The organism is Mucilaginibacter gossypii (genome assembly GCF_900100945.1).
Classification (GTDB): domain Bacteria; phylum Bacteroidota; class Bacteroidia; order Sphingobacteriales; family Sphingobacteriaceae; genus Mucilaginibacter; species Mucilaginibacter gossypii.
In genome coordinates this window covers 91,359-112,700 of sequence record NZ_FNCG01000016.1, presented here as the reverse complement: position 1 = coordinate 112,700, position 21,342 = coordinate 91,359, and the positions used below count along the sequence as shown (strand labels likewise).

Genomic DNA, 21,342 nt, shown 5'->3' with positions numbered 1-21,342 from the left:
ATTGACTACTGTAATATGTTTAATGAACACGAGGTTGTATCCAGAATATTAAATAAAGATCTCCGGGCTTTTGAACTGCTGGTAAAGCAGTACGAAAAGCTGGTTTTCTTTGTGATAAACCGGCTGGTGCAAGACCAGCAAAACAAGGAGGATATATGCCAGGAAGTTTTCATTAAGATTCACCAAAACCTGCACCGGTTTGAGTTTCAGTCGAAACTATCAACCTGGATAGCACGTATAGCCTACTTAACCGCTGTAAACTATTTTAAAAAGAACAAGAACAATCCCCCTGCCGAATATCCAGAAAATATTGATAATCATCATTTTACAGATAAAAACCCCGAACAGGAACTGATAAAAAAAAATACCGCAGCTTATGTTAACCTGCTTATTGAGCAAATGCCGCATCAATATAAAACAGTGTTAACGCTGTACCACCTAAATGAGTTTTCATGTGCTGAGATCGAAGAGATCACGGGCATCCCGGAAGGAACAGTGAAAAGCCATCTTTTCAGGGCGCGGAAATTATTGAAAGAGAAAATTGAAAAAGACCTTAAGAAAGAAAATATATGAAAGAGCTGGATGACGACGAATTACAGGAACTATTGAACAACGGTTTAGTTCCCGATAACAAAACACTTTCGGAAGAAGATAAGAACGACCTGCTTGCTTATCAAAACTTATTTACCGCACTGGGTACCGAGCCAAAAGAAGGCCTGCCTATGAGTTTTGCCGCTAACGTTAGGAGAAAACTGCAGGAACAAATCAACCGTAAAAACGATCTGCGCTTTAACTTGTTGGCACTTGGGATATTTGCATCGGGCTTGGCCTTGGCCTATGGGTTGCTATCGGTAATGAGCCCAGAAAGCGGTGATATGTTTTTAAATGCAATTATCAGCTTTAAATGGGTATTATTAACACTGGTTGCAGGGTTTGTGGGCTATCTTTTTATTGATCAGAGATTGGTAAACAGGAGTTATTAAGAACAGGGAAACGTAGAGATCATCATTGGGAATGGGGGTTAACAGGGTTAACACGAATTCAGAAACAAACCATCAAGTAACTGATAATCAATCGAATAAAACACAATAGCGGTTACACATCTCACAATGCGCAGAGCGGGCTTAAATGTTTTGTAACCTGCAAACGGGAGACGCATGTGATGCGTCTCTACATTAAGATTAACGGGCTTCTTCTAACGTATCAGGAACGGCATCTTCGTCCTCTTCCTGTGGTTGAGACTCTTCCTTAAACACACGGATGGTTTTAATATACCTGCGCTGGTAACGATCATTCATGGCGGTTTCAGTAACGCCATTTTCATCACCCGATGTAGAATGGATAAACACCAATGGTTCACCAGGTTGTGATATCACAATACCAATATGCCCTGCACTGTGGTAATTGTGACTGCGGGTTCCGGTAAACAAAATCAGATCGCCAAATTTGGCGTCTTTAATATCAATCCCCTTAACCGGCGCAAAATCCGATGAACTGCGGGGGATAGAGATGCCGAAATGAGTAAAAACATAATTAACATAGCCTGAGCAATCAAAACCTTTTTCCGGGTTGCTTGAACCATACCGATACCTAACGCCTTTCAGGGTTTGGGCAAATTCAACCAGCTCGTCGGGTGTGGTTTCGCCGGTTTCATAATTGGCCTCAACTTCGGCATAATGATGCCTCAACCTCGCATGGCTATGCAATTTTACCGTTTTATTTGCTTTATGTTTTTTTGATGCGTGAAGTACGGCAGGCTTTGCCGGCTTCATAAGTGATAAACAAGCTACAAGGAGGAGTTTGGAACCAATTACAACATGCATTTTGTAATGATAGGTAAAAATTTCCACGGATAGCAATCAAAATGTAAAAAAGATGATTGAATCTGATACTATTATTTCATTTGCTTCATCAAAACGTAAAATGGATGTTAAAATAACAGCCATTGAAAATTACCGCAGCCCCGAGGTAAAACATATCCGTTAAATAAGGCACCTATACTGGTAAGTAACCAGTCTGATCCTGAAAAATACCTGAAACCAGTAGCCGGAAAACCACAAACTTTCATTGCGCCCGAACTGATCAGTCCGGCTAAGTTCAAAGGCTTGGAACTGATCCCTTTTTACAAATTACATGATGCCCGGTATATGATCTACTGGCACCAGGGAGATTTGAAAGAGGCAGGGAATTAAATAAATGTTAAAGCCTTATAAATTATGCCCCTCAAGCTTCGCTATTGCCTGTTCAACAAATTTTTCATTGGAGAAAAGTGTCCGTTTTCTATCGCTCCAACCGTGAAGACGGTTTAATATTTCATCCAAATTTTTGGTCTTGAACTTGACAGAAAGAAAATCTATAGTAGACAATAGCTCCAACCCAAAAGCAGAGTAAAACCCGGATAAAAAATTTTTGGTTTTGTTTACAATATCAAGAAAAGCGAGGTTTGATTCCTGGCTAAGATATGCCAGAACATCCTCTTCCGTGTCCATCATAATACCCAACTCTTCAAATGGCTTTTTATCCATAGCGCTATACCCTGTGATATAATTTCCGTTTAGATAGTAAAGCACACGTCTCACTTTACCCGAATAGGGGCCATAGAAATTTGGCTCAAAAGTTAGTTTAAACTCGCTTTTTGCCCCAAAGCGCTGCAAAAAATAAGCAACCTTTTCAGCAGCAAACTCCGATACAAATTCCCCGCTTTTAGCAAGGTCGAACAAGACCGCTAATAACATAGCCCGGGCAGGTGTCAATTTAGCGCGCTCCTCTTTCATAGCCTCTTTTATCACAGCATTAGGTAAGTAGACCTGAATATCACTCTCTATTCCATTTAAGTTTGACTCTATCAATTCCTTAACTTTATTCCATTCTAAGCCCCCGTGCCCTGTTCCTAAAGATGGTATTGCTATCGACTTAATCTGCCTTTCGTTTATTACAGATGCCAGCTGTTTCAAGCCTGTGTCTATATAGTTATATTCAGATGGTTTACGCCAGTCTGTTTTAGTTGGCAAATCAATTATTATCTTCTTACCATACAACAACGATTCTTCTTCGGTAACTATTAGATTGCCAATATCAAAACTTTTATTTTTGCAGGCCTGTTGATAGATTTTAAAATTGTGAGGAAATTCCTTTTTGAATTGAAGAGCCAATCCTTTCCCCATAACTCCAACAGTGTTTACGGTATTCACCAAAGCGTCAACCCTACTTTCTAATATATTCCCTTCAATGTATGTAATCATCTGTTAAAAATAGTAATCAGGTTTGATAACAATTTTACTTTCACTAATATCAAATGCCAAAAGTTTTTGTTTGGCATTTTTATTATAAACTGCAAACCCTAATATTGCACTTGCAGGTATATCGTCTATGACCAAAAACTCGGCCTCTTTTCTTCTTTTCAAATCAAGATCATTGTAATCAACCCAATATTGTGCGTTTATTGCTGAAAGATCAATTATATTAAGAATATCATCTATATCTGCTTCGTAAAAAAAATCAGTCAGATCGCTTACTGCATGCCCGTTTGAAAAAACAAACCTCAAATTATGAACCCTTATCTGCTCAACACTTGTAATACAATAAACAATATCTTCTGTAGATACCGGTCGCATGTTATAATATATGCTATTGGCCCCTTGCTTAATTACATATAGCATTGGCATCCGCGCACCGAAGTAAAAAGGGATGTAACGCCCAAGTGCTTCGCCATTTGGTAATATAAAACTTTCCCTCTTTGATATTAAACTTCCGGATCCAATAGGGACGTAATCTTTATTGCTATTGGCCGACCATTGATGAGTAATGCCGTTTTTAAGAATATGTGGTATATTCTCAACATGTGTCATCCTGTATAAATATATCTTTTTCAGTTATCAATAGATAAATAACGTTAAATATAATCAATACATCTCTATTAAGAGAACATCAAACAAAAAGCCTCAAATTTTTCAACTTGAGGCTTTTCATTTTCTTCGTAGCGGGAGCAGGACTCGAACCTACGACCTTCGGGTTATGAGCCCGACGAGCTACCAACTGCTCCATCCCGCACTGTATTGTGCTATATATTTGAGATCCGGCCATAACCCCGGAAAGGTGCTTCCAATTATCAAAATGCAAATTTGCACTCCGTTTTAATTGGACTGCAAAGATATAATTCGTTTCTTTGCAGTCCAAATATATTTTTAATTATTTTTTTATGGCTCATCAGGCAGGTTTTGTAAGTATAATAGGTAAACCCAACGCAGGGAAATCAACCCTTATGAACGCGCTGGTGGGCGAAAAAATGTCCATCATCACCCCTAAAGCGCAGACTACACGCCACCGCATTTTGGGTATTGTGAATGACGAAAACTACCAGATCGTGTTTTCGGACACCCCTGGTGTTATCAAACCGCACTACGCCCTGCACGAAAGCATGATGCACCAGGTTGACGGTTCTATTGTTGATGCCGACCTTATTTTGCTGGTTACAGACATTTATGAAGAATATGACGAAGCAGACGTTCTTAAAAAACTGGAACGTTCATCAGCGCCTCTTGCCGTACTCATCAACAAAATTGACCAAAGCGATGAAGAAACCGTAAAAAAGAAGGTCGAATTTTGGCAGGAGAAATTAAACCCTAAAGCCATCTTCGCGATATCGGCATTGCATGGGCACAACATTAAGGCCATTATGGATTTCGTGATCGAAAACCTGCCGGAGCATGCCGCTTATTACGAAAAAGATGCGCTAACCGACCGTAACGACCGCTTTTTCGCTTCAGAAATGATCCGCGAACAGGTGTTTAAACAATACAAAAAAGAAATTCCGTACAGCACCGAGGTTATTGTAACCGCCTTTATTGAGGGCGAAAAGCTTTACCGTATCAGCGCAGAAATTATTGTTGAGCGCGAATCGCAAAAGAACATCATCATAGGCAAAGGCGGCGAAATGTTAAAAATTACCGGCACCTATGCCCGCCGCGCCATGGAAGACTTTTTTCAGCAAAAAGTTTTCCTGGAGATGTTTGTAAAAGTGATCCCCGACTGGCGTACCAAAAAGAATTACCTCAAACAATTCGGGTACGAATAGAAAGAACAGAACCAAGACTTTTAGAATCAAGATGCAGGATAATCCAACATCTTGATCTATCATTAATAAAAATTAAAAATTTCGTAGAAGCATTTGTTAAGTTAGATAGATTTGTATTCCTGAATCTTGATTTCTTGCATCCTGACTCTTAATAAAAAAGCATGAGTAACATAGTAGCCATTGTGGGCAGGCCCAACGTAGGCAAATCAACATTATATAACCGTTTAACCGAAAGTCGCAAGGCCATTGTTGATGACTTTAGCGGTGTCACGCGCGACAGGCATTACGGCGTTGCCGAGTGGCTTAACCACAATTTTACCGTTATTGATACAGGCGGCTATGTAGCCAATTCAGACGATGTTTTTGAAACCGCCATCCGTGAGCAGGTTGACATTGCCATTGAAGAAGCTTCGGTAATCCTTTTTGTTGTTGATGTTACAACCGGCATCACAGATTTGGATGATGAGATTGCCAACCGCCTGCGCAAAAGCAATAAACCTGTTTTTGTGGTAGTAAACAAGCTGGACAATAACAACCAGGTTGCCGATGCTATGGTGTTTTACAGCTTCGGCCTTGGCGAAATCTACAGCATTTCATCAATGACCGGCTCAGGTACCGGCGAATTGCTCGACGAAGTGGTAAAACACTTTGAAGACGAAGTACTGGAAGAAAACACCCGCCCTAAATATGCTATTGTCGGTCGCCCCAACGTGGGTAAATCATCTATCATTAACGCACTTATCGGTAAAGACCGTAACATAGTTACCCCTATTGCCGGTACCACCCGCGACTCTATCCATATCCATTATAACCAGTATGGTCATGATTTTATGCTGATAGATACAGCCGGGATGCGTAAAAAAACCAAGGTTAAGGAAAACATTGAGTTTTACTCGGTAATGCGTACCATCAAAGCACTGGAAGAAGCCGATGTAATTATCCTGATGATTGATGCGGTTGAAGGCTTTGAATCGCAGGACATCAATATCTTTCACCTGGCCGAAAAGAACAAAAAAGGCGTAGTAATTGTGGTGAATAAATGGGATTTGATTGAGAAGAACAGCAAAACCATCAAGGTTTTTGAAGAGCAGATCCGCGATAAGATAGCCCCCTTTACCGATGTGCCTATTGTATTTACCTCAGTTACCGAAAAGCAAAGGGTATTAAAGGTGATCGATGTAGCCAACCAGGTTTACCAGAACCGCGCCCGTAAGATCCCTACTTCAAAACTAAACGAGGTAATGCTGCCAATTATCGAAAACTACCCGCCACCATCAATTAAAGGTAAATACGTTAAAATAAAATACATTACCCAAATTGCCGGCACTTCGCCAATGTTTGCGTTTTTCTGCAATTTGCCGCAATATGTAAAGGAGCCTTACTATCGGTTTATCGAAAATAAACTAAGGGAAAACTTTGATTTTTCGGGCGCGCCGGTGCAGGTATGGTTCAGGCAGAAATAAGAACCTTGATTTTTAGGATTTGAGGATTACCTTGAATTTGATCTATCAAATCCAGACTTTCAAAGGTTCACCACCGCGTCATTGCGAGGAACGAAGCAATCCCCTATTCGAAGGTACGCCCTGCATAGTCCGCGATTGCTTCGTCCCTCGCAATGACGTTTTTTACCCCCTGGTTGTTACGTTTCCATCCCCCTCTCCGTAATACTGCTAAACCTCAATACTTTACACTTCATGAAAAAGTTTTACTGTTTAGTACTAATAGTACTGGCCGCTTTTACTGCATGCAAAAAAGGCGAGCTATCATCTACCGGCGGAGAAGATAATGGCTGCATCAGTCGCGTTAAACGTGATTATAGCGACAGCAATAGAGTTGAACTGGCAACAGCTATTACGCTCCTGCAAAAAAATAATATCCCGGTTAACGGCCTGGTAATATATAGAGTTATTTTAAACGATAGCATAAGCAATAATGGTCCGCTTAATATCTACCAGCATGTTATAGCCTATGAAGAAAGCAAAGGTTTACCCATCTTTAATTCGGGAATAGGCTATCATTTTAGGAACGAGGTTTTTTCAACTACCATTGGCCGGCGCTATGGCACACTTAGCCTAAATACTACAGCAACGGCTCCGCTGCTCCAAATACGTAAAATTTTTATTGATGCTTTTAAAAAAGATGGCTATACCATTGATAACCGCGTTAATGAATCATCATGCCTTAATGCGGAGTTCGGGTATTACAACCTAACGCCGGATACGCCTGATCAGCCTCATTTTGCCAAAGTATGGAAGGTTACTTTTATGAATTACGATTATCCGGTGGCCTACATTCAGGATGATAACCGAAAACTATTATCCTATTTCAACGGATTATTAACACTGAACAAAACCAATAAAAAATAAAATACCGGCGCAATTGGCATTTCTTTAGCCAGCCGGCCATTCTACTTTGTCAGTTTAAAAACACAAAATGCAACATGGTTGCATTTTGTGTTTTTGTCATTTACCTTTATCCATAATTAACCGCAATATCATATGAAGGATTTTGATGTGATCATTATCGGCGGCAGCAGCGCCGGTTTATCTGCAGGCATGGCTTTGGGCCGTGCCATGCGTAAAGTATTAATTATTGATAGTGGCATGCCCTGCAACCGCCAAACGCCACACTCACACAACTTTTTTACCCGCGATGGTCAAACCCCGCACGAGATTTTGACTATTGCCCGTGAACAAACTTTAAAATACCCAACTATCACGCTGCTCCATAGCGAGGCCACTCAATGTACACCAATAACTAAGGGCTTTGAGGTTAGTACAATATCCGGTGAAACATTCAGCGCAAAGAAAATTATCCTTGCTGCCGGTATTAAAGATCAAATGCCTGACATTCCCGGCTTTGCCGAATGCTGGGGAATATCGATTATTCATTGCCCCTATTGCCATGGTTATGAATACGGCTATCAGCCTACAGGCATATTTGCTAATGGCGAAATGGCTTTTGAGCTGGCTAAACTTATTTCAAACTGGACCAAAGATCTCATCCTGTTCACTAACGGAAAATCAACTTTAAACGAAGGTCAGCAATCCATTATCAGTCATAATAATATACAAATTATTGAGGGGGAAATAGCAGCGTTTGATCATCATGACGGCCAGATAACTACCATCCATTTGCAAAACGGCTCCGAAATAAAACTTAAAGCATTATATGCGAGGCTCCCATTTGTGCAACACAGTGATATTGCATTACAATTAGGCTGCTCATTTACCGATCAGGGCCACATCCAGGTTGATGCACAGCAAAAAACAACGGTACCCGGCGTTTACGCCGCCGGCGACAGCGCTTCGGGCATTCGCTCCATAGCCAATGCGGTTAATAGCGGCACAATGGCAGGTGTTATGGCAAATTTGGAATTGATTAATGAGATTTTCCTGGCGGAAAAGAATTAGGATACGTAGAGCGTAAAAACTACTGTCATTTCGACGAACAAGCGCGGGGATCGCGCTACGCCAGTGAGGAGAAATCTTATACGCAGGCACAGCCATACAAGCATAATGTATAAGATTTCTCTTTCGCCCCGGCGCTCATGCCCCTCACGGACTCACTCGAAATGACATCTTTTGTTTAGCCTCCTTACTGCTCCAAGCCTTTTTTAAAGGTCACATCATCGGTGTTGATCACTTTAAAGTAGGCGTTATCACCCCATTTAAAGCGGGCCGCCTGGGCTTTGAGGATCGTTTTAATAGGCTCCCTTGAGATCTGTACTTCGTGCGAATCCATTTCTTTAATGGTTTGCGAGGCATACAGTATAAATTTATCTACCTCGTCATTACTAACAGCATATTGAGTTAAAAACTCAGCTTCAGTCGGATATTTTTTAAGTAATTGCTGCTGGCGGTCAACAACGTAAGCGGTAAATAATTGCTGCTGGCTCAGGTCCTGGATAAGAGGGGTGAATTTGCTGGTATCCGCCGGTACAAAAACATCGGGCATAATGCCTCCGCCGCTAAAAACTTTACGCCCGCTTGAAGTATGGAATGATGGGGTACCTTTAAAAACACTATCATTAAGGTTGCTTTGTTCTGAAAAAAGTTCGCCTTTTTGCATACGCTGGGCAAGTTCATTGCGATAACTGTCAACCCCGTTTTTGTATGATTTCTGGATAGAGCGGCCCGAAGGGGTATAGTACCTGGCCACTGTTAAATTCACTGCTGAACCATCGTCAAAAGCAAACTGCTGCTGTACCAAACCTTTACCAAATGATCGTCGACCAACAATAGTAGCCCTGTCAAGGTCCTGCAGGGCCCCTGCTAAAATCTCACTGGCCGAGGCCGAATATTCATCAATAAGCACGGTAAGTTTCCCTTTCTGAAACATGCCCGAATCGGTGGCAAAGTAATCAGTGCGGGGCTCGTGGATACCTTTAGTATAAACTATCAGCTTTCCATCGGCTAAAAACTCATCGGCTAATGATGTAGCAGCGTTAAGGTAGCCACCGCCATTGCCTCTCAGGTCGAGTAGCAATTTATTCATACCGTCAACTTTTAGCGCCGTTAACGCCTTTCTGAAATCGAGGTCGGTAGTGGCCGAAAACTTACTGATCTTGATATAGCCGGTGTTAGCATCGGCCATATAGACGGCATCAACGCTGCTTAGGTCAACATGTCCCCGTTTAACCATAAGTATTTTTAAATCTTTGCTCAGCGGAGGCACAACACTCAGTTTTATTTCTGCATCCTTTTCACCCCTGAAAACACCATTTATCCGGGAGGCTGTTAGCTTGCTCCCCGAAAATTTTTTATCGTCAACATTGATCACCTTACTGCCCACCAGTAAGCCTGCTTTTTCGGCCGGACCGCCGGCATAAACCTGCGTAATGATCAGCGTATCACGCAGTAACTGGTATTCGATACCAATACCGTTAAAACCACCGTCTAACCGTTCATTAATGGATTGCGCCTGCTGCTGCGGTAAATAAAGCGAATGCGGATCAAGGTTTTGAAGCAGGTTATTTACCGATACACCTTCAATACTATCGATATTAACGCTGTCAACATAGTTGCGGTCAACCAGTTGCAGCACCTTTGCTATTTTACTATTACTCACAAAGGAGAAGCCAAGGTTACGCGCGGCAAAATCCTTGTTAAGCACCTGGCCTATCATCACCCCTACCAGCAGCAGGATTATTGTCCGGAAAATTACACCCGCGGTCCTCTTCATAACTTATTACACACAAAGTTAACAATTGCAGGGTCAATAATTTTTACCCGCACCCTTGCATTTGATGATTTTTACCGAATTTTGTTATAAATTATTTGAAAATAAGCAATGGAAACCACTACCGAAAGGGAATCGCACTACAAAAACCTCGAAAAACAGACCGTAAGGGAAATTTTAGAAAACATTAATAACGAGGATAAAACGGTTCCGCTGGCAGTGGAAAAGGCATTGCCACAGATAGAAGCCCTGGCAACTATCACCGCAGAAAGGATGAAAAACGGCGGACGTTTATTTTACATAGGCGCCGGCACCAGTGGCCGTTTAGGCGTGGTTGATGCATCAGAATGCCCGCCGACATTCGGCGTTCCGTTTGATATGGTGGTGGGCTTGATAGCAGGCGGCGATGGCGCGATCCGCAAAGCTGTTGAATTTGCTGAAGACGATGCTATACAGGCCTGGAAAGATCTGGAAGCTTTCGACATTAATGATAAAGACGTAGTTGTTGGCATAGCCGCTTCGGGCACTACACCGTATGTGATCGGCGGCTTAAAAACGGCTAATGAGCATAATTTAGTTACCGGCTGTATTGTTTGTAACAGCGGCAGCCCGGTAGCGGCTGTGGCGCAGTACCCGGTTGAAGTAGTAACAGGCCCTGAGTTTTTAACCGGGTCGACCCGCATGAAGGCCGGTACCGCACAAAAATTAGTTTTAAATATGCTGAGCACAAGTGTCATGATCCAGCTTGGCCGTGTAAAAGGGAACAGAATGGTTGACATGCAGTTAAGCAACCACAAATTGGTGAACAGGGGCACCCGCATGGTAATGGACGAAACCGGGCTGAACGAAGAGGAAGCAGCCGGGTTACTGAAACAATACGGCAGCGTACGAAGCGCTGTTGATCATTATTTAAAAAAATAAACTGAATTTGAAGATGTGTTGATTTGGAAATTTGAAGATGCTTGTATTCGATAAATTCTCAAATTCAAAAAATTCGGGTTCAGACAATTTGAAATCAAAAACATGCACGATATTGAACCATATTACCGCTGGAGAGACGATTACGTGGCATCGGAAGATGAGTTTTCGCCTTTTTATGCGACAGAATACAGCGAATTTGAATTTGACAAGCAGGTATACAATTACCTGCTGCACCCGCAATGGGACTCATTCGGCTCCAATACCCTTTATTTAAAAGTGCTTTTTGCCGATTATGATAAAGGCTACACAATTATTGAGCTGATAGGTGAATGGAATGATGCCATCAATAACGACATTATGATGCTGAAGCGTGAGCTGCTCGACCTGATGATAGATAATGGCATCACTCATTTTATCCTGATCGGCGAAAACGTACTCAACTTTCATTCAAGCGATGATTGCTATTACGAAGAGTGGTTCCAGGATGTAGAGGACGGCTGGATAGCAGGCATCAACTTCCGCGAACACGTGATAGACGAATTTAAACACAGCAATATCGACTATTACATCAATTTTGGCGGCGAACTCGATAGCATTGGCTGGCGTACCCTGAAACCCATACAGGTTTTCAAAAAAGTGGAGGAGCAGTTGATGAGGAGATTGAATTGAGAATCAAGATTCAAGAAGTCAAGAGCCAGGAAAGCGCCAACAGGTAGCCAGACTTCTTCTTGCCTCTTGACTCTAATAGTCTTGCACCTTTCTTCATGCTGCATTCACCTTTTATTTATATATTCGTACTATAATTTTTAACACAAAATGGAATTTAAAGATCCCGAATACGTTTATAAAAACGTAATACAATTAAATGAACAGGATGCATCCCGCAAATTCATAGCTAATGTATTTATGTGGATGTTTGTCGCACTGGGCCTTTCGGCTTTATGCGCGTTCATATTTTCAGGCAACCAGGCATTATATGAAATGCTTAGGGACCCGGCAACAGGTGGCAATACTGGCTTAGGTACTATTGTAATGTTTGCACCGCTCGCTTTCGTACTAATTATATCATTTGGCTTTAACCGTTTATCATACGGTGTTGCAGCATTGCTATTCATTGCATTTTCTGCAGTTATGGGCATTAGCTTAAGCTATATACTAAGAGTATTTACAGAAAGTTCGGTACTTGGCGTATTTATTACAACCTCAGTTGTTTTCGGTATAATGGCTGTAGCCGGGTATACCACCAACACAGATCTGACCAAATTTGGATCGATTATGATGATGGGGCTCATTGGTATTATTGTGGCATCATTATTTAATATGTTTATGCATAGCTCCCAGTTAGAATACATCATTAGCTATGTTGGCATCGCCGTATTTGTTGGACTAACAGCTTACGACGTTCAAAAACTAAAACGCATAGGAGCCGGTCTTGAATATGGCACGTCATCAACAAGCAAAATGGCCCTTTTAGGCGGTTTAACTTTGTATCTTGATTTTATCAACCTTTTCCTGATGATCCTCCGTTTATTCGGCAGAAGAAGATAATCTCATTAAGAAATTCAATCATAAAGCTGCCTCCGCAAAAGGCGGCTTTTTTTGTTTAACAATGTGGCTTAGCTATGATATTTAGCGTACGTTATACACTTGCAAATGATAACTTTATTGCGCAACTTTGCAGTGCTTATGGAGAAAGACGGAGGGATTAGACCCTGCGATGTCTTAGCAACCTGTGCTTCACAAGGTGCTACATTCTACCAGGCGGCAATTACGCGCCCGGACAGATAAGCGAAAGTCATAACAACACCCGACTTTTCGAGATAAGCTGTATTTAGATTTGAGATATTAGACGTGAGATTTGAGATAGCATCTGCTTTTTCCAATTGCCTGTTTAGTGTCTTTTTATCAGATATATGGGATTAAAGATTTAAGGATCTGGCAAAGACTTTTTGCCAAGGTCTCACATCTTATATCTCATATCTCACATCTCAAAAAATGGACATTAGAAAAGAATTACAGAAACGCATCCTGGTGATTGACGGAGCAATGGGTACCATGATTCAAAGGTACCAGCTCACGGAGAAGGATTTTCGTGGCGAGCGTTTTCGCGATCATCATAGCGACCTGCAGGGCAATAACGACCTGCTCAATATCACGCGCCCTGATATTATCAAAGCCATCCATGCCGAATACCTGGATGCCGGTGCGGATATCATTGAAACTAACACTTTCAGCACACAGGTAATTTCCCTTGCCGATTATCACCTGGAAGAACTGGCTTATGAACTAAGCTACGAGGGTGCACGCATTGCCCGCGAAGTAGCCGACGAATATACCCGGCGCACCCCCGAAAAGCCGCGCTTTGTTGCCGGTGCCATCGGGCCAACCAACCGTACTGCTTCCTTATCGCCAGACGTTAACGACCCCGGATATCGCGCCGTTACCTTTGATGATCTGGCCGAGGCCTACTATGACCAGGTACGCGGTTTGGTTGACGGTGGTTCGCACCTGTTATTGGTTGAAACCATATTTGATACCCTGAATGCAAAAGCAGCCCTGTTTGCCATAAAACGTTATGAGCAGGAGTGTAAAGCTGCAGGCAAGGATTTTCCTGCTTTCAGGAATTCGGGCGGGATCATGATCTCAGGAACCATTACCGATGCTTCAGGCCGTACCCTTTCAGGGCAAACTGTCGAAGCTTTCTGGAACTCGATAAGCCATGCCAACCTGCTATCAGTAGGCCTAAACTGCGCTTTGGGTGCGCGGGAAATGCGTCCGCACCTTGCCGAGCTTTCTGAAAAGGCAGGTGTATTTATTTCGGCCTATCCAAACGCCGGCTTACCCAACGAGTTTGGTCAATACGATGAAACTCCGCATGAAACCGCTCATCAGGTTGACGATTTTATCAAAGCCGGCCTGGTTAATATAGTTGGTGGGTGCTGCGGTACCACGCCCGAGCATATTAAATGTATTGCCGATAAGGCTGCCAAATATCCGCCCCGCCCCATTCCGGAAATTGAGCCGGACATGCGCCTGAGCGGTTTGGAATCCGTTACCATAAAACCCGAAAGCATTTTTGTTAATGTGGGTGAGCGTACCAATATCACCGGTTCACCAAAGTTTTCCAAATTGATCCTCGCCGAAGATTATGAGGCAGCTCTAAGTGTTGCTCTGCAACAGGTAGAAGGCGGCGCGCAGGTCATCGATATTAACATGGATGAGGGCATGATTGATTCGGAGGCTGTGATGGTAAAATTCCTGAACCTGGTTGCTTCTGAACCGGATATTGCCAAACTGCCTATTATGATCGACTCATCCAAATGGACGGTGATTGAGGCTGGTTTAAAATGCGTACAGGGAAAAGGTATCGTGAACTCTATCTCCCTTAAAGAGGGCGAAGAAAAATTTAAGGAACAGGCCCGGAAAATCTTAAGCTATGGCGCTGCTACCGTTGTAATGGCCTTTGACGAAACCGGTCAGGCCGATTCACTGGAGCGCCGGATCGAGATCTGTAAACGGTCATACGATATACTGGTGAACGAAGTAGGATTCCCCCCGCAGGATATTATTTTCGACCCAAACATCTTAACAGTTGCTACCGGCCTGGAAGAACATAATAATTACGCGGTTGATTTTATTGAAGCTACCCGCTGGATCAAGCAAAACCTGCCGCACGCTAAAGTGAGCGGCGGTGTGAGTAATATTTCATTCTCGTTCAGGGGTAATAATACCGTGCGCGAGGCTATGCACTCGGCTTTCCTGTACCATGCTATTAAAGCGGGTATGGATATGGGTATTGTAAATGCCGGGATGCTGGAGGTTTACGAGGAAATTCCGAAAAACCTTTTGGAGCTTGTAGAAGATGTACTCCTTAACCGCCGCCCGGATGCTACCGAGCGCCTGGTTGAGTTTGCCGACACCATCAAAAGTAAAGGCAAAGAAGTAGTACGCGACGAAGAATGGCGCAAAGGCACCGTTCAGGAGCGCCTCTCCCACTCGCTGGTAAAAGGCATTGTTGAATACCTTGACGACGATGTGGAGGAAGCCCGCCAGGCCTACAGCAAACCCCTTGAGGTTATTGAAGGTCCGTTGATGGACGGTATGAATATCGTAGGCGACTTGTTCGGTGCCGGTAAAATGTTTTTACCACAAGTGGTAAAATCAGCCCGTGTAATGAAAAAGGCTGTGGCTTACCTACTGCCTTTTATTGAGGAAGAAAAAAAGAACAACGTAAATGCCGATCAGCGCGCCAACGCCGGCAAGGTGTTAATGGCCACCGTAAAAGGCGATGTACATGATATCGGCAAAAATATAGTTGGCGTAGTGCTGGCTTGTAACAACTTTGAGGTGATTGACCTTGGGGTGATGGTGCCCGCGCAACGCATTATTGAAGAGGCTAAAAAGCAAAACGTTGATATCATTGGGTTAAGTGGTTTAATCACCCCATCGCTTGATGAAATGGTGCACTTTGCCAAGGAAATGGAACGCGAAGGTTTTACCATTCCGCTAATCATTGGTGGTGCTACAACGTCGCGCATTCACGCTGCCGTAAAAGTAGCGCCGCAATACTCCGGGGCTGCCATTCACGTTTTGGATGCTTCGCGCAGCGTTACCGTTTGCAGCAATCTAATGAGCAAGGACAACCGGGATGCCTATATCCAGGGCATTAAGGATGAATATGCCAAAGCCCGCGAGGCACATGCCAACAAAAAATCGGACAAGCGTTTTGTAACTATCGAAGAAGCCCGTGCCGGTAAATTCCAGATTAGCCTGGATGGCGATGTGGCGCCGAAACCCGCGTTTACAGGCACCAAAGTATTTGAGAATTTCCCGCTGGAAGAGTTGCTGCCTTATATCGACTGGACGCCGTTTTTCCATACCTGGGAACTTCGCGGCAGCTATCCGAAGATCTTTGACGATAAGTTTGTAGGCGTTGAAGCCAAAAAACTATTTGATGATGCGCAGGTATTGATGAAACGTATTGTTGACCAGAAACTGTTCACCGCAAAAGGTGTAATTGGCTTCTGGCCGGCCAATGCCGTAGGTGATGATATTGAATTATATACCGATGAAAATCGCACAACAGTTTTAAATCGCATCCATACCTTACGCCAGCAGGCCGAAAAGGTGAAGAATGATCCGTATTATGCCTTGTCAGATTTTATCGCACCAAAAGAAAGCGGTGTGCCTGATTATTTCGGCGGCTTTGCGGTAACAACCGGTTTAGGTTGTGATGAATTGGTTGCTGAGTTTGAGGCCGACCATGACGACTATAACAGCATTATGGCCAAAGCCCTTGCCGACCGCCTTGCCGAAGCTTTTGCCGAAAAAATGCACGAACTGGTACGTAAGGAATACTGGGGCTATGCCAAAGGCGAACAGCTAAGCAATGCCGACCTGATCAAGGAAGAGTACCAGGGCATCCGTCCGGCACCGGGTTATCCGGCCTGTCCGGACCATACCGAAAAAACCACCTTGTTTGAATTACTAAAAGCAGAAGACAACGCAAACATGCACCTAACCGAAAGCCTGGCCATGCTGCCGGCCGCATCGGTAAGCGGTTTCTACTTCGCACATCCGCAGGCAAGATATTTTGGCTTGGGTAAAATCAGTAAGGATCAGGTTGAGGATTATGCTATCCGTAAACAAATGCCATTGGAGGATGTGGAAAGATGGTTAGGGCCGAATATTAATTATTAGCCCCCCGGCCCCCTAAAGGGGGAGTAAGGGAAGAAACGACAAAGCGAGGGCTTGTGCGATTCCCCTCTTGAGAGGGGTGGAGGGGTGTGTTAACGGAGCGAAAAATAAACGCCACATAATACACCCCGCCAACACACAATTCCACCGCGCCCCCTCTCAAGAGGGGAACTTAAATTGTAATTATAAAACTTAAATAAAAAAATTCCCCCTTGGGGGTTAGGGGTCAAATGAAAATACCTGAACATATAGCAAACGCCAATGGCAAAACACTCTTTTCTTTTGAACTGATCCCGCCTTTAAAGGGGCAAAGTATCCAGGGCATCTATAATGCTATTGATCCGCTGATGGAGTTTAAACCTCCGTTTATTGATGTTACTACCCTGCGCGAGGATTTTATTTACAAGCAGCATCCAAGCGGTTTGCTCGAGAAACTATCGTACCGCAAACGCCCGGGCACTATTGCCATCTGCGCGGCTATCATGAACAGGTATAAGGTTGATACCGTGCCCCACCTGCTTTGTGGCGGCTTTACCAAAGACGAAACCGAGAACGCCCTTATAGAATTAGAGTTTTTAGGTATCGAAAACGTACTGGTATTGCGTGGCGATGCGCGCCTTGGCGATTCATCATTTGTACCTACGCCTAATGGCCATTGTTATGCTACCGATTTGCTGCAGCAGGTAGTAAACCTTAACAACGGTATTTATTTGCATGAGGACCATGGCAATACAGCCAAAACAAACTTTTGTATTGGCGTAGCCGGTTATCCCGAAAAGCATTTTGAAGCCCCGAACCTTAAAACCGACTTTAAATACCTGAAGCAAAAGGTAGAAATGGGTGCACAGTTCATTGTAACCCAGATGTTTTTTGATATTGGTAAATACAAGGAGTTTGTAAATGGTTGCCGGGCCAACGGTATCAATGTGCCTATTATTCCGGGGCTGAAACCGATCACATCATCAAAACAATTGGTTACGCTGTCAAAGACATTCCATATTGATATTCCGGAAGATCTGAGCGATGCTATCCACGCCTGTGCCACCGAAAAGGATGTAAAAGAGGTAGGTATTGAATGGATGATTAACCAGTGTAAAGAACTGATTGCTTTTGGCGCACCGGTACTGCATTTTTATACCATGAGTAACGCCGGGCCTACTAAAAGGATTGCGGAGGCGATATTTTAAGAACTTTTCACAATGTCGATTGTAGGCTAACCATGCCCAGATTTAATAAAATGAGAGGGCGCCGACATGCAACGGCACCCTCTTCCCCCGTTCACATGCAGGTTACTTGCAAAAGATAACCTGGTTCGTTTTTCCCCAGTCGTTAATTTCGCCGGTGGTTAATTTGCGATAGGTTGTCAGGGTTAGGCTATAGGCGCATGAGGGCCATGCGCTAAAAGGTGGAGTTAAAACAAATGGTGACGGCGAGGCCATGTCAAATTTCTTAGCATCTCCGCGCGGAGTTGTGCCACTGGGCAAACCGCTGACCGTACCCGTAGCGTTTGACCATACACCCAGCGACCAGCTGGCAATCAGTTCATGATCAACTGTGTAATCGGCATGGGCGGTTCCGCTTACCGGAGTGCAGCCGCTGCCTCCGCCGGCAAAAAGCTCTTCCAGCTTCAGCAGGTTCACTTCGTTCCAGTTATTCACATAGATTTTGCCGATAAGCGATTGGGTATTCAGGTTTGGCGAGCCTGGATTAGCCGGATCGTCAGTAGTTTGAAATTGGATGTATAACATTCTGCCGTTTTTCTGATCCGCCACAGGTACAGCTAAACCAGGCGTTAAACCGGCGCTGGCATCGCCGCCGCCGATGATGGTAGTTGTGTTTAAGTAAAACAACGAGCCATAAAAGCCATTATCAAGCGCGGGTTGGTCAACCCGTACCCAGCCGTTAACATCCGGGTGCAGCACATGATCCGGGATTGGGTTAGGGTAATTATCTACCGGTACGCTATCGGGCACAGAAGCCGGTTGATTGATATCGATCACTACATCCTGAAATGCGGTGGTACCATTCCAGGTGATTTGCCGGCTGGCGACTTTTAAGGCTGTAGTTTCCATCTGGGCGGTGGTTACCGGGCTGAAGTTCACGTTATCGGTAGAAAACAAAAAGCGGTAATAAAGCGGGCTGGCCGGCGCGGTGGGCACTTTCTTGGTGGCGTAGCCCCCCAGCTTAACCGAACCAAAGAAACCGTAACCTGTGCCACCCGCTCCAAATTTGCTGATGAGGGTTTTACCGCTGCCGTCGATATCAGATGTAATGCTGAAATTCCCTACCGAAGTAAACCATGGTGTATCGCTGGTAATAATGCCGCCGCCTTTAATACACAGCTTTACGCAGAAACAGTTATTGGCGTTGTGCCTGTCGTTTTGGCGGCCGCGGGTGCGGTCTTCCGCTAACAATACAGTGCCAGATGAGCTTTCAACCCTGAAATAATAATCAGGTCCGGCAGGCCATTCTACATTAAGCCATGGCAATAAGGTTTTCCTAAAATTGTCGCCAGGATATACGATAGTGAACTTGCCGTTGTTATCGGTATAGGCGTTGCCCAAATAGTCGTCTTGCAGCAGGTCTACATCATAAGCAAAAACTTTAACACCGGGGATTGGCTTTTGGGTTTCACAATCGTTTACATAACCGCAAACTACCCAAATATCCAACAGGGTAAGGATACGGCAAAACCATTTGGCATCTATTTTATAATCAAATCTCGCATATTGAGCACTTTCCTGGCTGCTTTTATACAGGGGTTGCAGCGTAGTAATGTGGAACTGTAATGCCGGATCCTTTTTAGGCAAAGGAATTTTGAAAGGCACGTTGCCGCAATACCAGTCTACATCAATACTGCCGCCTTCATAGCCTGATTTGCCGCCATCGATTTCTATAGTAAAATCGCCGTTTTCCTGCACATCGGCCTGGGTGATGAACAGCCGTTCCTTGGCTTTCAGTTCATCATCATTTACCTGATGAAAGGTTTGTTTGGGATCGGCTACAGCAAGCCGGGTTTCATTTTGCTGATCGGACGGGCGATAAACTTTTACCGATGTACCCGCAACGGGCAGTTCGCAATCTGAACATAATAAACCGCGAAGGTTCCCTTTAATAATGTAGTTCATAAGTTTTTGATTAGTATTTGTACCGGCTTACTCTTTAAACTGGATTTTCAGCATACTCCACCGCAAGCAGGCTGATGTCCAGCTCATTTGCTGTGTCAAAGTTTGGGTAAAACGGCTGCGCAATCAACGTTGCCAGTACGCTATTATAGCCTGTGCTTGTACGTGATATAAAAGCGTATCATCAACATGAACCAAACGTAGAATTACGTTTAAAGGGAAAGTATATAACAAAAAAGCGCCCTCCCAAATAGGAAAGACGCTTTGCAATCACATTTTAGGTTGTTATTGATACAGATACGTTTCGGTGAGGTGCTGCATAGCTTCTTGGAACAAGGCAAAAGCAGTTTCCTCATCATTTTGGTTTATCGCGTTAAGCGAAGTAGCAATATATTTATCGTACAGGCCTTTAAATATCGCCTCTTGGTTTGGTGTTTTGTCAAGAGCTTCCAGCAGCGATGCAGAAATGGTGTAATATTTCTCAACTTCCACACCACTAAACTTATCGGTTAGTATTTTATCGCGGAACGCGCGCAGTGTATTTAACTGGCCTTCGGCTTCGGTGCCTAACATAGTAGTTGTAATACGGGTAAGGGCGCATGGGTCTTTGCCTGTAGTTGGGCAACCTGTTGAACCTGGACACGGATATGATTGATCTCCTATTAAAAACATATTGCTTTCAGGGTGTATAATTGCTTTATAAGAGTAGTCAGCATCAATACTGTGCCCGAAGTGATAGACCAAGTTATTTACTTTTGTGCTACATACGAGTTCGGTTAATATTTCTCTTCCCATGAACGATCCGCGGTTAATTTGTGTATAAGCCATAGTCGGATCAAGCTTTTTAAAATTCAATACATGATTAAATAATACCTGCCATGTTCTTTCTAATGAAATAACTTCACCAGTGTTAGTCATAAAACCATGCTGGTTGATAATGGAATTAGGTAAACTGGCAGTTACTGTGTAATTACAGGGGATCAGTATCAACATTCTTGATGAAGGATCATTGGCATCTTCAAGGCCGTTCATAAACTTGATACCGGATACGTTTTCGCCGCTTAAAACAGTTTCAACAGCTGTGCGGCTAAGCATTACCGATTTAACTTCTGTAGGGAATTTTTGCTGAAAATTTTCGGTTAACTCTTGATAAAAGCTTTCGCTGATGAACTCGCCTACCTGATCAGGGCTGATCTGTGTAATTAGCATTTCTTGTTTCATAAAATTGAGGTTAAGGTTTTTGTGATATTATTATCAAAAGCAATTTAATAAACAATATCCATATTCAGATATTATATTAAAAACTTTTTTGCATCCTGAAAAACAGGATTATTTAAGCGCAAA

18 protein-coding genes, 1 tRNA gene and 1 riboswitch are annotated in these 21,342 nt (G+C 43.5%); of the genes, 12 read left to right on the top strand and 7 right to left on the bottom strand.

The window, feature by feature from the left end; genetic code table 11:
- The first annotated feature begins 15 nt into the window (after positions 1–15).
- Positions 16–573, top strand: coding sequence for an RNA polymerase sigma factor (locus BLS28_RS23895; protein ID WP_091173470.1), 558 nt, complete (start codon positions 16–18; stop codon positions 571–573).
- Positions 570–983: a hypothetical protein gene (locus BLS28_RS23890; RefSeq protein WP_091173467.1), complete on the top strand. Its 414-nt coding sequence runs from the start codon at positions 570–572 to the stop codon at positions 981–983. The genes BLS28_RS23895 and BLS28_RS23890 overlap by 4 nt, the downstream gene beginning before the upstream one ends.
- A 198-nt stretch (positions 984–1,181) precedes the next feature.
- On the opposite strand, the gene BLS28_RS23885 is transcribed toward BLS28_RS23890, so the two are convergent.
- Positions 1,182–1,772 carry a C40 family peptidase gene (locus tag BLS28_RS23885; protein ID WP_176844548.1) on the bottom strand — a complete coding sequence of 197 codons (591 nt, stop codon included), beginning with the start codon at positions 1,770–1,772 and terminating at the stop codon, positions 1,182–1,184.
- 225 nt (positions 1,773–1,997) lie between these two features.
- Between BLS28_RS23885 and BLS28_RS31640 the strand changes: the two genes are divergently transcribed.
- Positions 1,998–2,192, top strand: a complete 195-nt coding sequence (locus BLS28_RS31640; RefSeq protein WP_091173460.1) for a DUF4986 domain-containing protein — start codon at positions 1,998–2,000, stop codon at positions 2,190–2,192.
- Between the two features lie 15 nt (positions 2,193–2,207).
- On the opposite strand, the gene darG is transcribed toward BLS28_RS31640, so the two are convergent.
- The 3 genes from darG to BLS28_RS23865 form a co-directional block, all read right to left on the bottom strand.
- Positions 2,208–3,242, bottom strand: a complete 1,035-nt coding sequence (gene darG, locus BLS28_RS23875) for a type II toxin-antitoxin system antitoxin DNA ADP-ribosyl glycohydrolase DarG (protein ID WP_091173456.1) — start codon at positions 3,240–3,242, stop codon at positions 2,208–2,210.
- A gap of 3 nt (positions 3,243–3,245) precedes the next feature.
- A complete protein-coding gene (gene darT, locus BLS28_RS23870; RefSeq protein WP_091173454.1) occupies positions 3,246–3,848 on the bottom strand; it encodes a type II toxin-antitoxin system toxin DNA ADP-ribosyl transferase DarT in 603 nt (200 codons plus the stop codon).
- A gap of 129 nt (positions 3,849–3,977) precedes the next feature.
- Positions 3,978–4,050, bottom strand: a tRNA-Met gene (locus tag BLS28_RS23865).
- 148 nt (positions 4,051–4,198) lie between these two features.
- On the opposite strand from BLS28_RS23865, the gene era reads away from it, so the two are divergent.
- From era to BLS28_RS23845, 4 genes are all read left to right on the top strand, one after another.
- Positions 4,199–5,074: a GTPase Era gene (gene era, locus BLS28_RS23860; RefSeq protein WP_090533711.1), complete on the top strand. Its 876-nt coding sequence runs from the start codon at positions 4,199–4,201 to the stop codon at positions 5,072–5,074.
- A 161-nt stretch (positions 5,075–5,235) separates the two neighbouring features.
- Entirely contained in the window at positions 5,236–6,537 is a 1,302-nt protein-coding gene (gene der / locus BLS28_RS23855) for a ribosome biogenesis GTPase Der (protein ID WP_091173447.1), read from the top strand.
- Positions 6,538–6,768: 231 nt separating this feature from the next.
- Positions 6,769–7,440 carry a hypothetical protein gene (locus BLS28_RS23850; protein ID WP_091173445.1) on the top strand — a complete coding sequence of 224 codons (672 nt, stop codon included), beginning with the start codon at positions 6,769–6,771 and terminating at the stop codon, positions 7,438–7,440.
- A 132-nt stretch (positions 7,441–7,572) separates the two neighbouring features.
- Positions 7,573–8,487: an NAD(P)/FAD-dependent oxidoreductase gene (locus BLS28_RS23845; RefSeq protein WP_091173442.1), complete on the top strand. Its 915-nt coding sequence runs from the start codon at positions 7,573–7,575 to the stop codon at positions 8,485–8,487.
- 184 nt (positions 8,488–8,671) lie between these two features.
- On the opposite strand, the gene BLS28_RS23840 is transcribed toward BLS28_RS23845, so the two are convergent.
- Complete coding sequence (locus BLS28_RS23840; RefSeq protein WP_091173438.1) at positions 8,672–10,258, bottom strand: S41 family peptidase; 1,587 nt, start codon at positions 10,256–10,258, stop codon at positions 8,672–8,674.
- A 108-nt stretch (positions 10,259–10,366) separates the two neighbouring features.
- Here BLS28_RS23840 and murQ point away from each other — a divergent pair, with 108 nt between their 5' ends.
- The 5 genes from murQ (at position 10,367) to BLS28_RS23815 (ending at position 18,060) form a co-directional block, all read left to right on the top strand.
- Positions 10,367–11,176, top strand: a complete 810-nt coding sequence (gene murQ / locus BLS28_RS23835) for an N-acetylmuramic acid 6-phosphate etherase (protein ID WP_091173434.1) — start codon at positions 10,367–10,369, stop codon at positions 11,174–11,176.
- A 102-nt stretch (positions 11,177–11,278) separates the two neighbouring features.
- Entirely contained in the window at positions 11,279–11,845 is a 567-nt protein-coding gene (locus BLS28_RS23830; protein WP_091173431.1) for a hypothetical protein, read from the top strand.
- A 147-nt stretch (positions 11,846–11,992) separates the two neighbouring features.
- Positions 11,993–12,724: a Bax inhibitor-1/YccA family protein gene (locus BLS28_RS23825; RefSeq protein WP_091173427.1), complete on the top strand. Its 732-nt coding sequence runs from the start codon at positions 11,993–11,995 to the stop codon at positions 12,722–12,724.
- 133 nt (positions 12,725–12,857) lie between these two features.
- Positions 12,858–12,967, top strand: a riboswitch (SAM riboswitch).
- 204 nt (positions 12,968–13,171) lie between these two features.
- Entirely contained in the window at positions 13,172–16,876 is a 3,705-nt protein-coding gene (gene metH / locus BLS28_RS23820) for a methionine synthase (protein ID WP_091173423.1), read from the top strand.
- A gap of 227 nt (positions 16,877–17,103) precedes the next feature.
- A complete protein-coding gene (locus BLS28_RS23815) occupies positions 17,104–18,060 on the top strand; it encodes a methylenetetrahydrofolate reductase (RefSeq protein ID WP_091173421.1) in 957 nt (318 codons plus the stop codon).
- A gap of 102 nt (positions 18,061–18,162) precedes the next feature.
- On the opposite strand, the gene BLS28_RS23810 is transcribed toward BLS28_RS23815, so the two are convergent.
- Entirely contained in the window at positions 18,163–20,001 is a 1,839-nt protein-coding gene (locus BLS28_RS23810) for a hypothetical protein (RefSeq protein WP_091173418.1), read from the bottom strand.
- Between the two features lie 282 nt (positions 20,002–20,283).
- Complete coding sequence (locus tag BLS28_RS23805) at positions 20,284–21,219, bottom strand: hypothetical protein (RefSeq protein ID WP_091173412.1); 936 nt, start codon at positions 21,217–21,219, stop codon at positions 20,284–20,286.
- Between the last annotated feature and the right edge of the window lie 123 nt (positions 21,220–21,342).

Coding starts and splice junctions, on each gene's coding strand:
- BLS28_RS23895 (WP_091173470.1), top strand. CDS start 16: ATGTTTAATGAACACGAGGTTGTATCCAGAATATTAAATAAAGATCTC.
- BLS28_RS23890 (WP_091173467.1), top strand. CDS start 570: ATGAAAGAGCTGGATGACGACGAATTACAGGAACTATTGAACAACGGT.
- BLS28_RS23885 (WP_176844548.1), bottom strand. CDS start 1,772: ATGAAGCCGGCAAAGCCTGCCGTACTTCACGCATCAAAAAAACATAAA.
- darG (WP_091173456.1), bottom strand. CDS start 3,242: ATGATTACATACATTGAAGGGAATATATTAGAAAGTAGGGTTGACGCT.
- darT (WP_091173454.1), bottom strand. CDS start 3,848: ATGACACATGTTGAGAATATACCACATATTCTTAAAAACGGCATTACT.
- era (WP_090533711.1), top strand. CDS start 4,199: ATGGCTCATCAGGCAGGTTTTGTAAGTATAATAGGTAAACCCAACGCA.
- der (WP_091173447.1), top strand. CDS start 5,236: ATGAGTAACATAGTAGCCATTGTGGGCAGGCCCAACGTAGGCAAATCA.
- BLS28_RS23850 (WP_091173445.1), top strand. CDS start 6,769: ATGAAAAAGTTTTACTGTTTAGTACTAATAGTACTGGCCGCTTTTACT.
- BLS28_RS23845 (WP_091173442.1), top strand. CDS start 7,573: ATGAAGGATTTTGATGTGATCATTATCGGCGGCAGCAGCGCCGGTTTA.
- BLS28_RS23840 (WP_091173438.1), bottom strand. CDS start 10,258: ATGAAGAGGACCGCGGGTGTAATTTTCCGGACAATAATCCTGCTGCTG.
- murQ (WP_091173434.1), top strand. CDS start 10,367: ATGGAAACCACTACCGAAAGGGAATCGCACTACAAAAACCTCGAAAAA.
- BLS28_RS23830 (WP_091173431.1), top strand. CDS start 11,279: ATGCACGATATTGAACCATATTACCGCTGGAGAGACGATTACGTGGCA.
- BLS28_RS23825 (WP_091173427.1), top strand. CDS start 11,993: ATGGAATTTAAAGATCCCGAATACGTTTATAAAAACGTAATACAATTA.
- metH (WP_091173423.1), top strand. CDS start 13,172: ATGGACATTAGAAAAGAATTACAGAAACGCATCCTGGTGATTGACGGA.
- BLS28_RS23815 (WP_091173421.1), top strand. CDS start 17,104: ATGAAAATACCTGAACATATAGCAAACGCCAATGGCAAAACACTCTTT.
- BLS28_RS23810 (WP_091173418.1), bottom strand. CDS start 20,001: ATGAACTACATTATTAAAGGGAACCTTCGCGGTTTATTATGTTCAGAT.
- BLS28_RS23805 (WP_091173412.1), bottom strand. CDS start 21,219: ATGAAACAAGAAATGCTAATTACACAGATCAGCCCTGATCAGGTAGGC.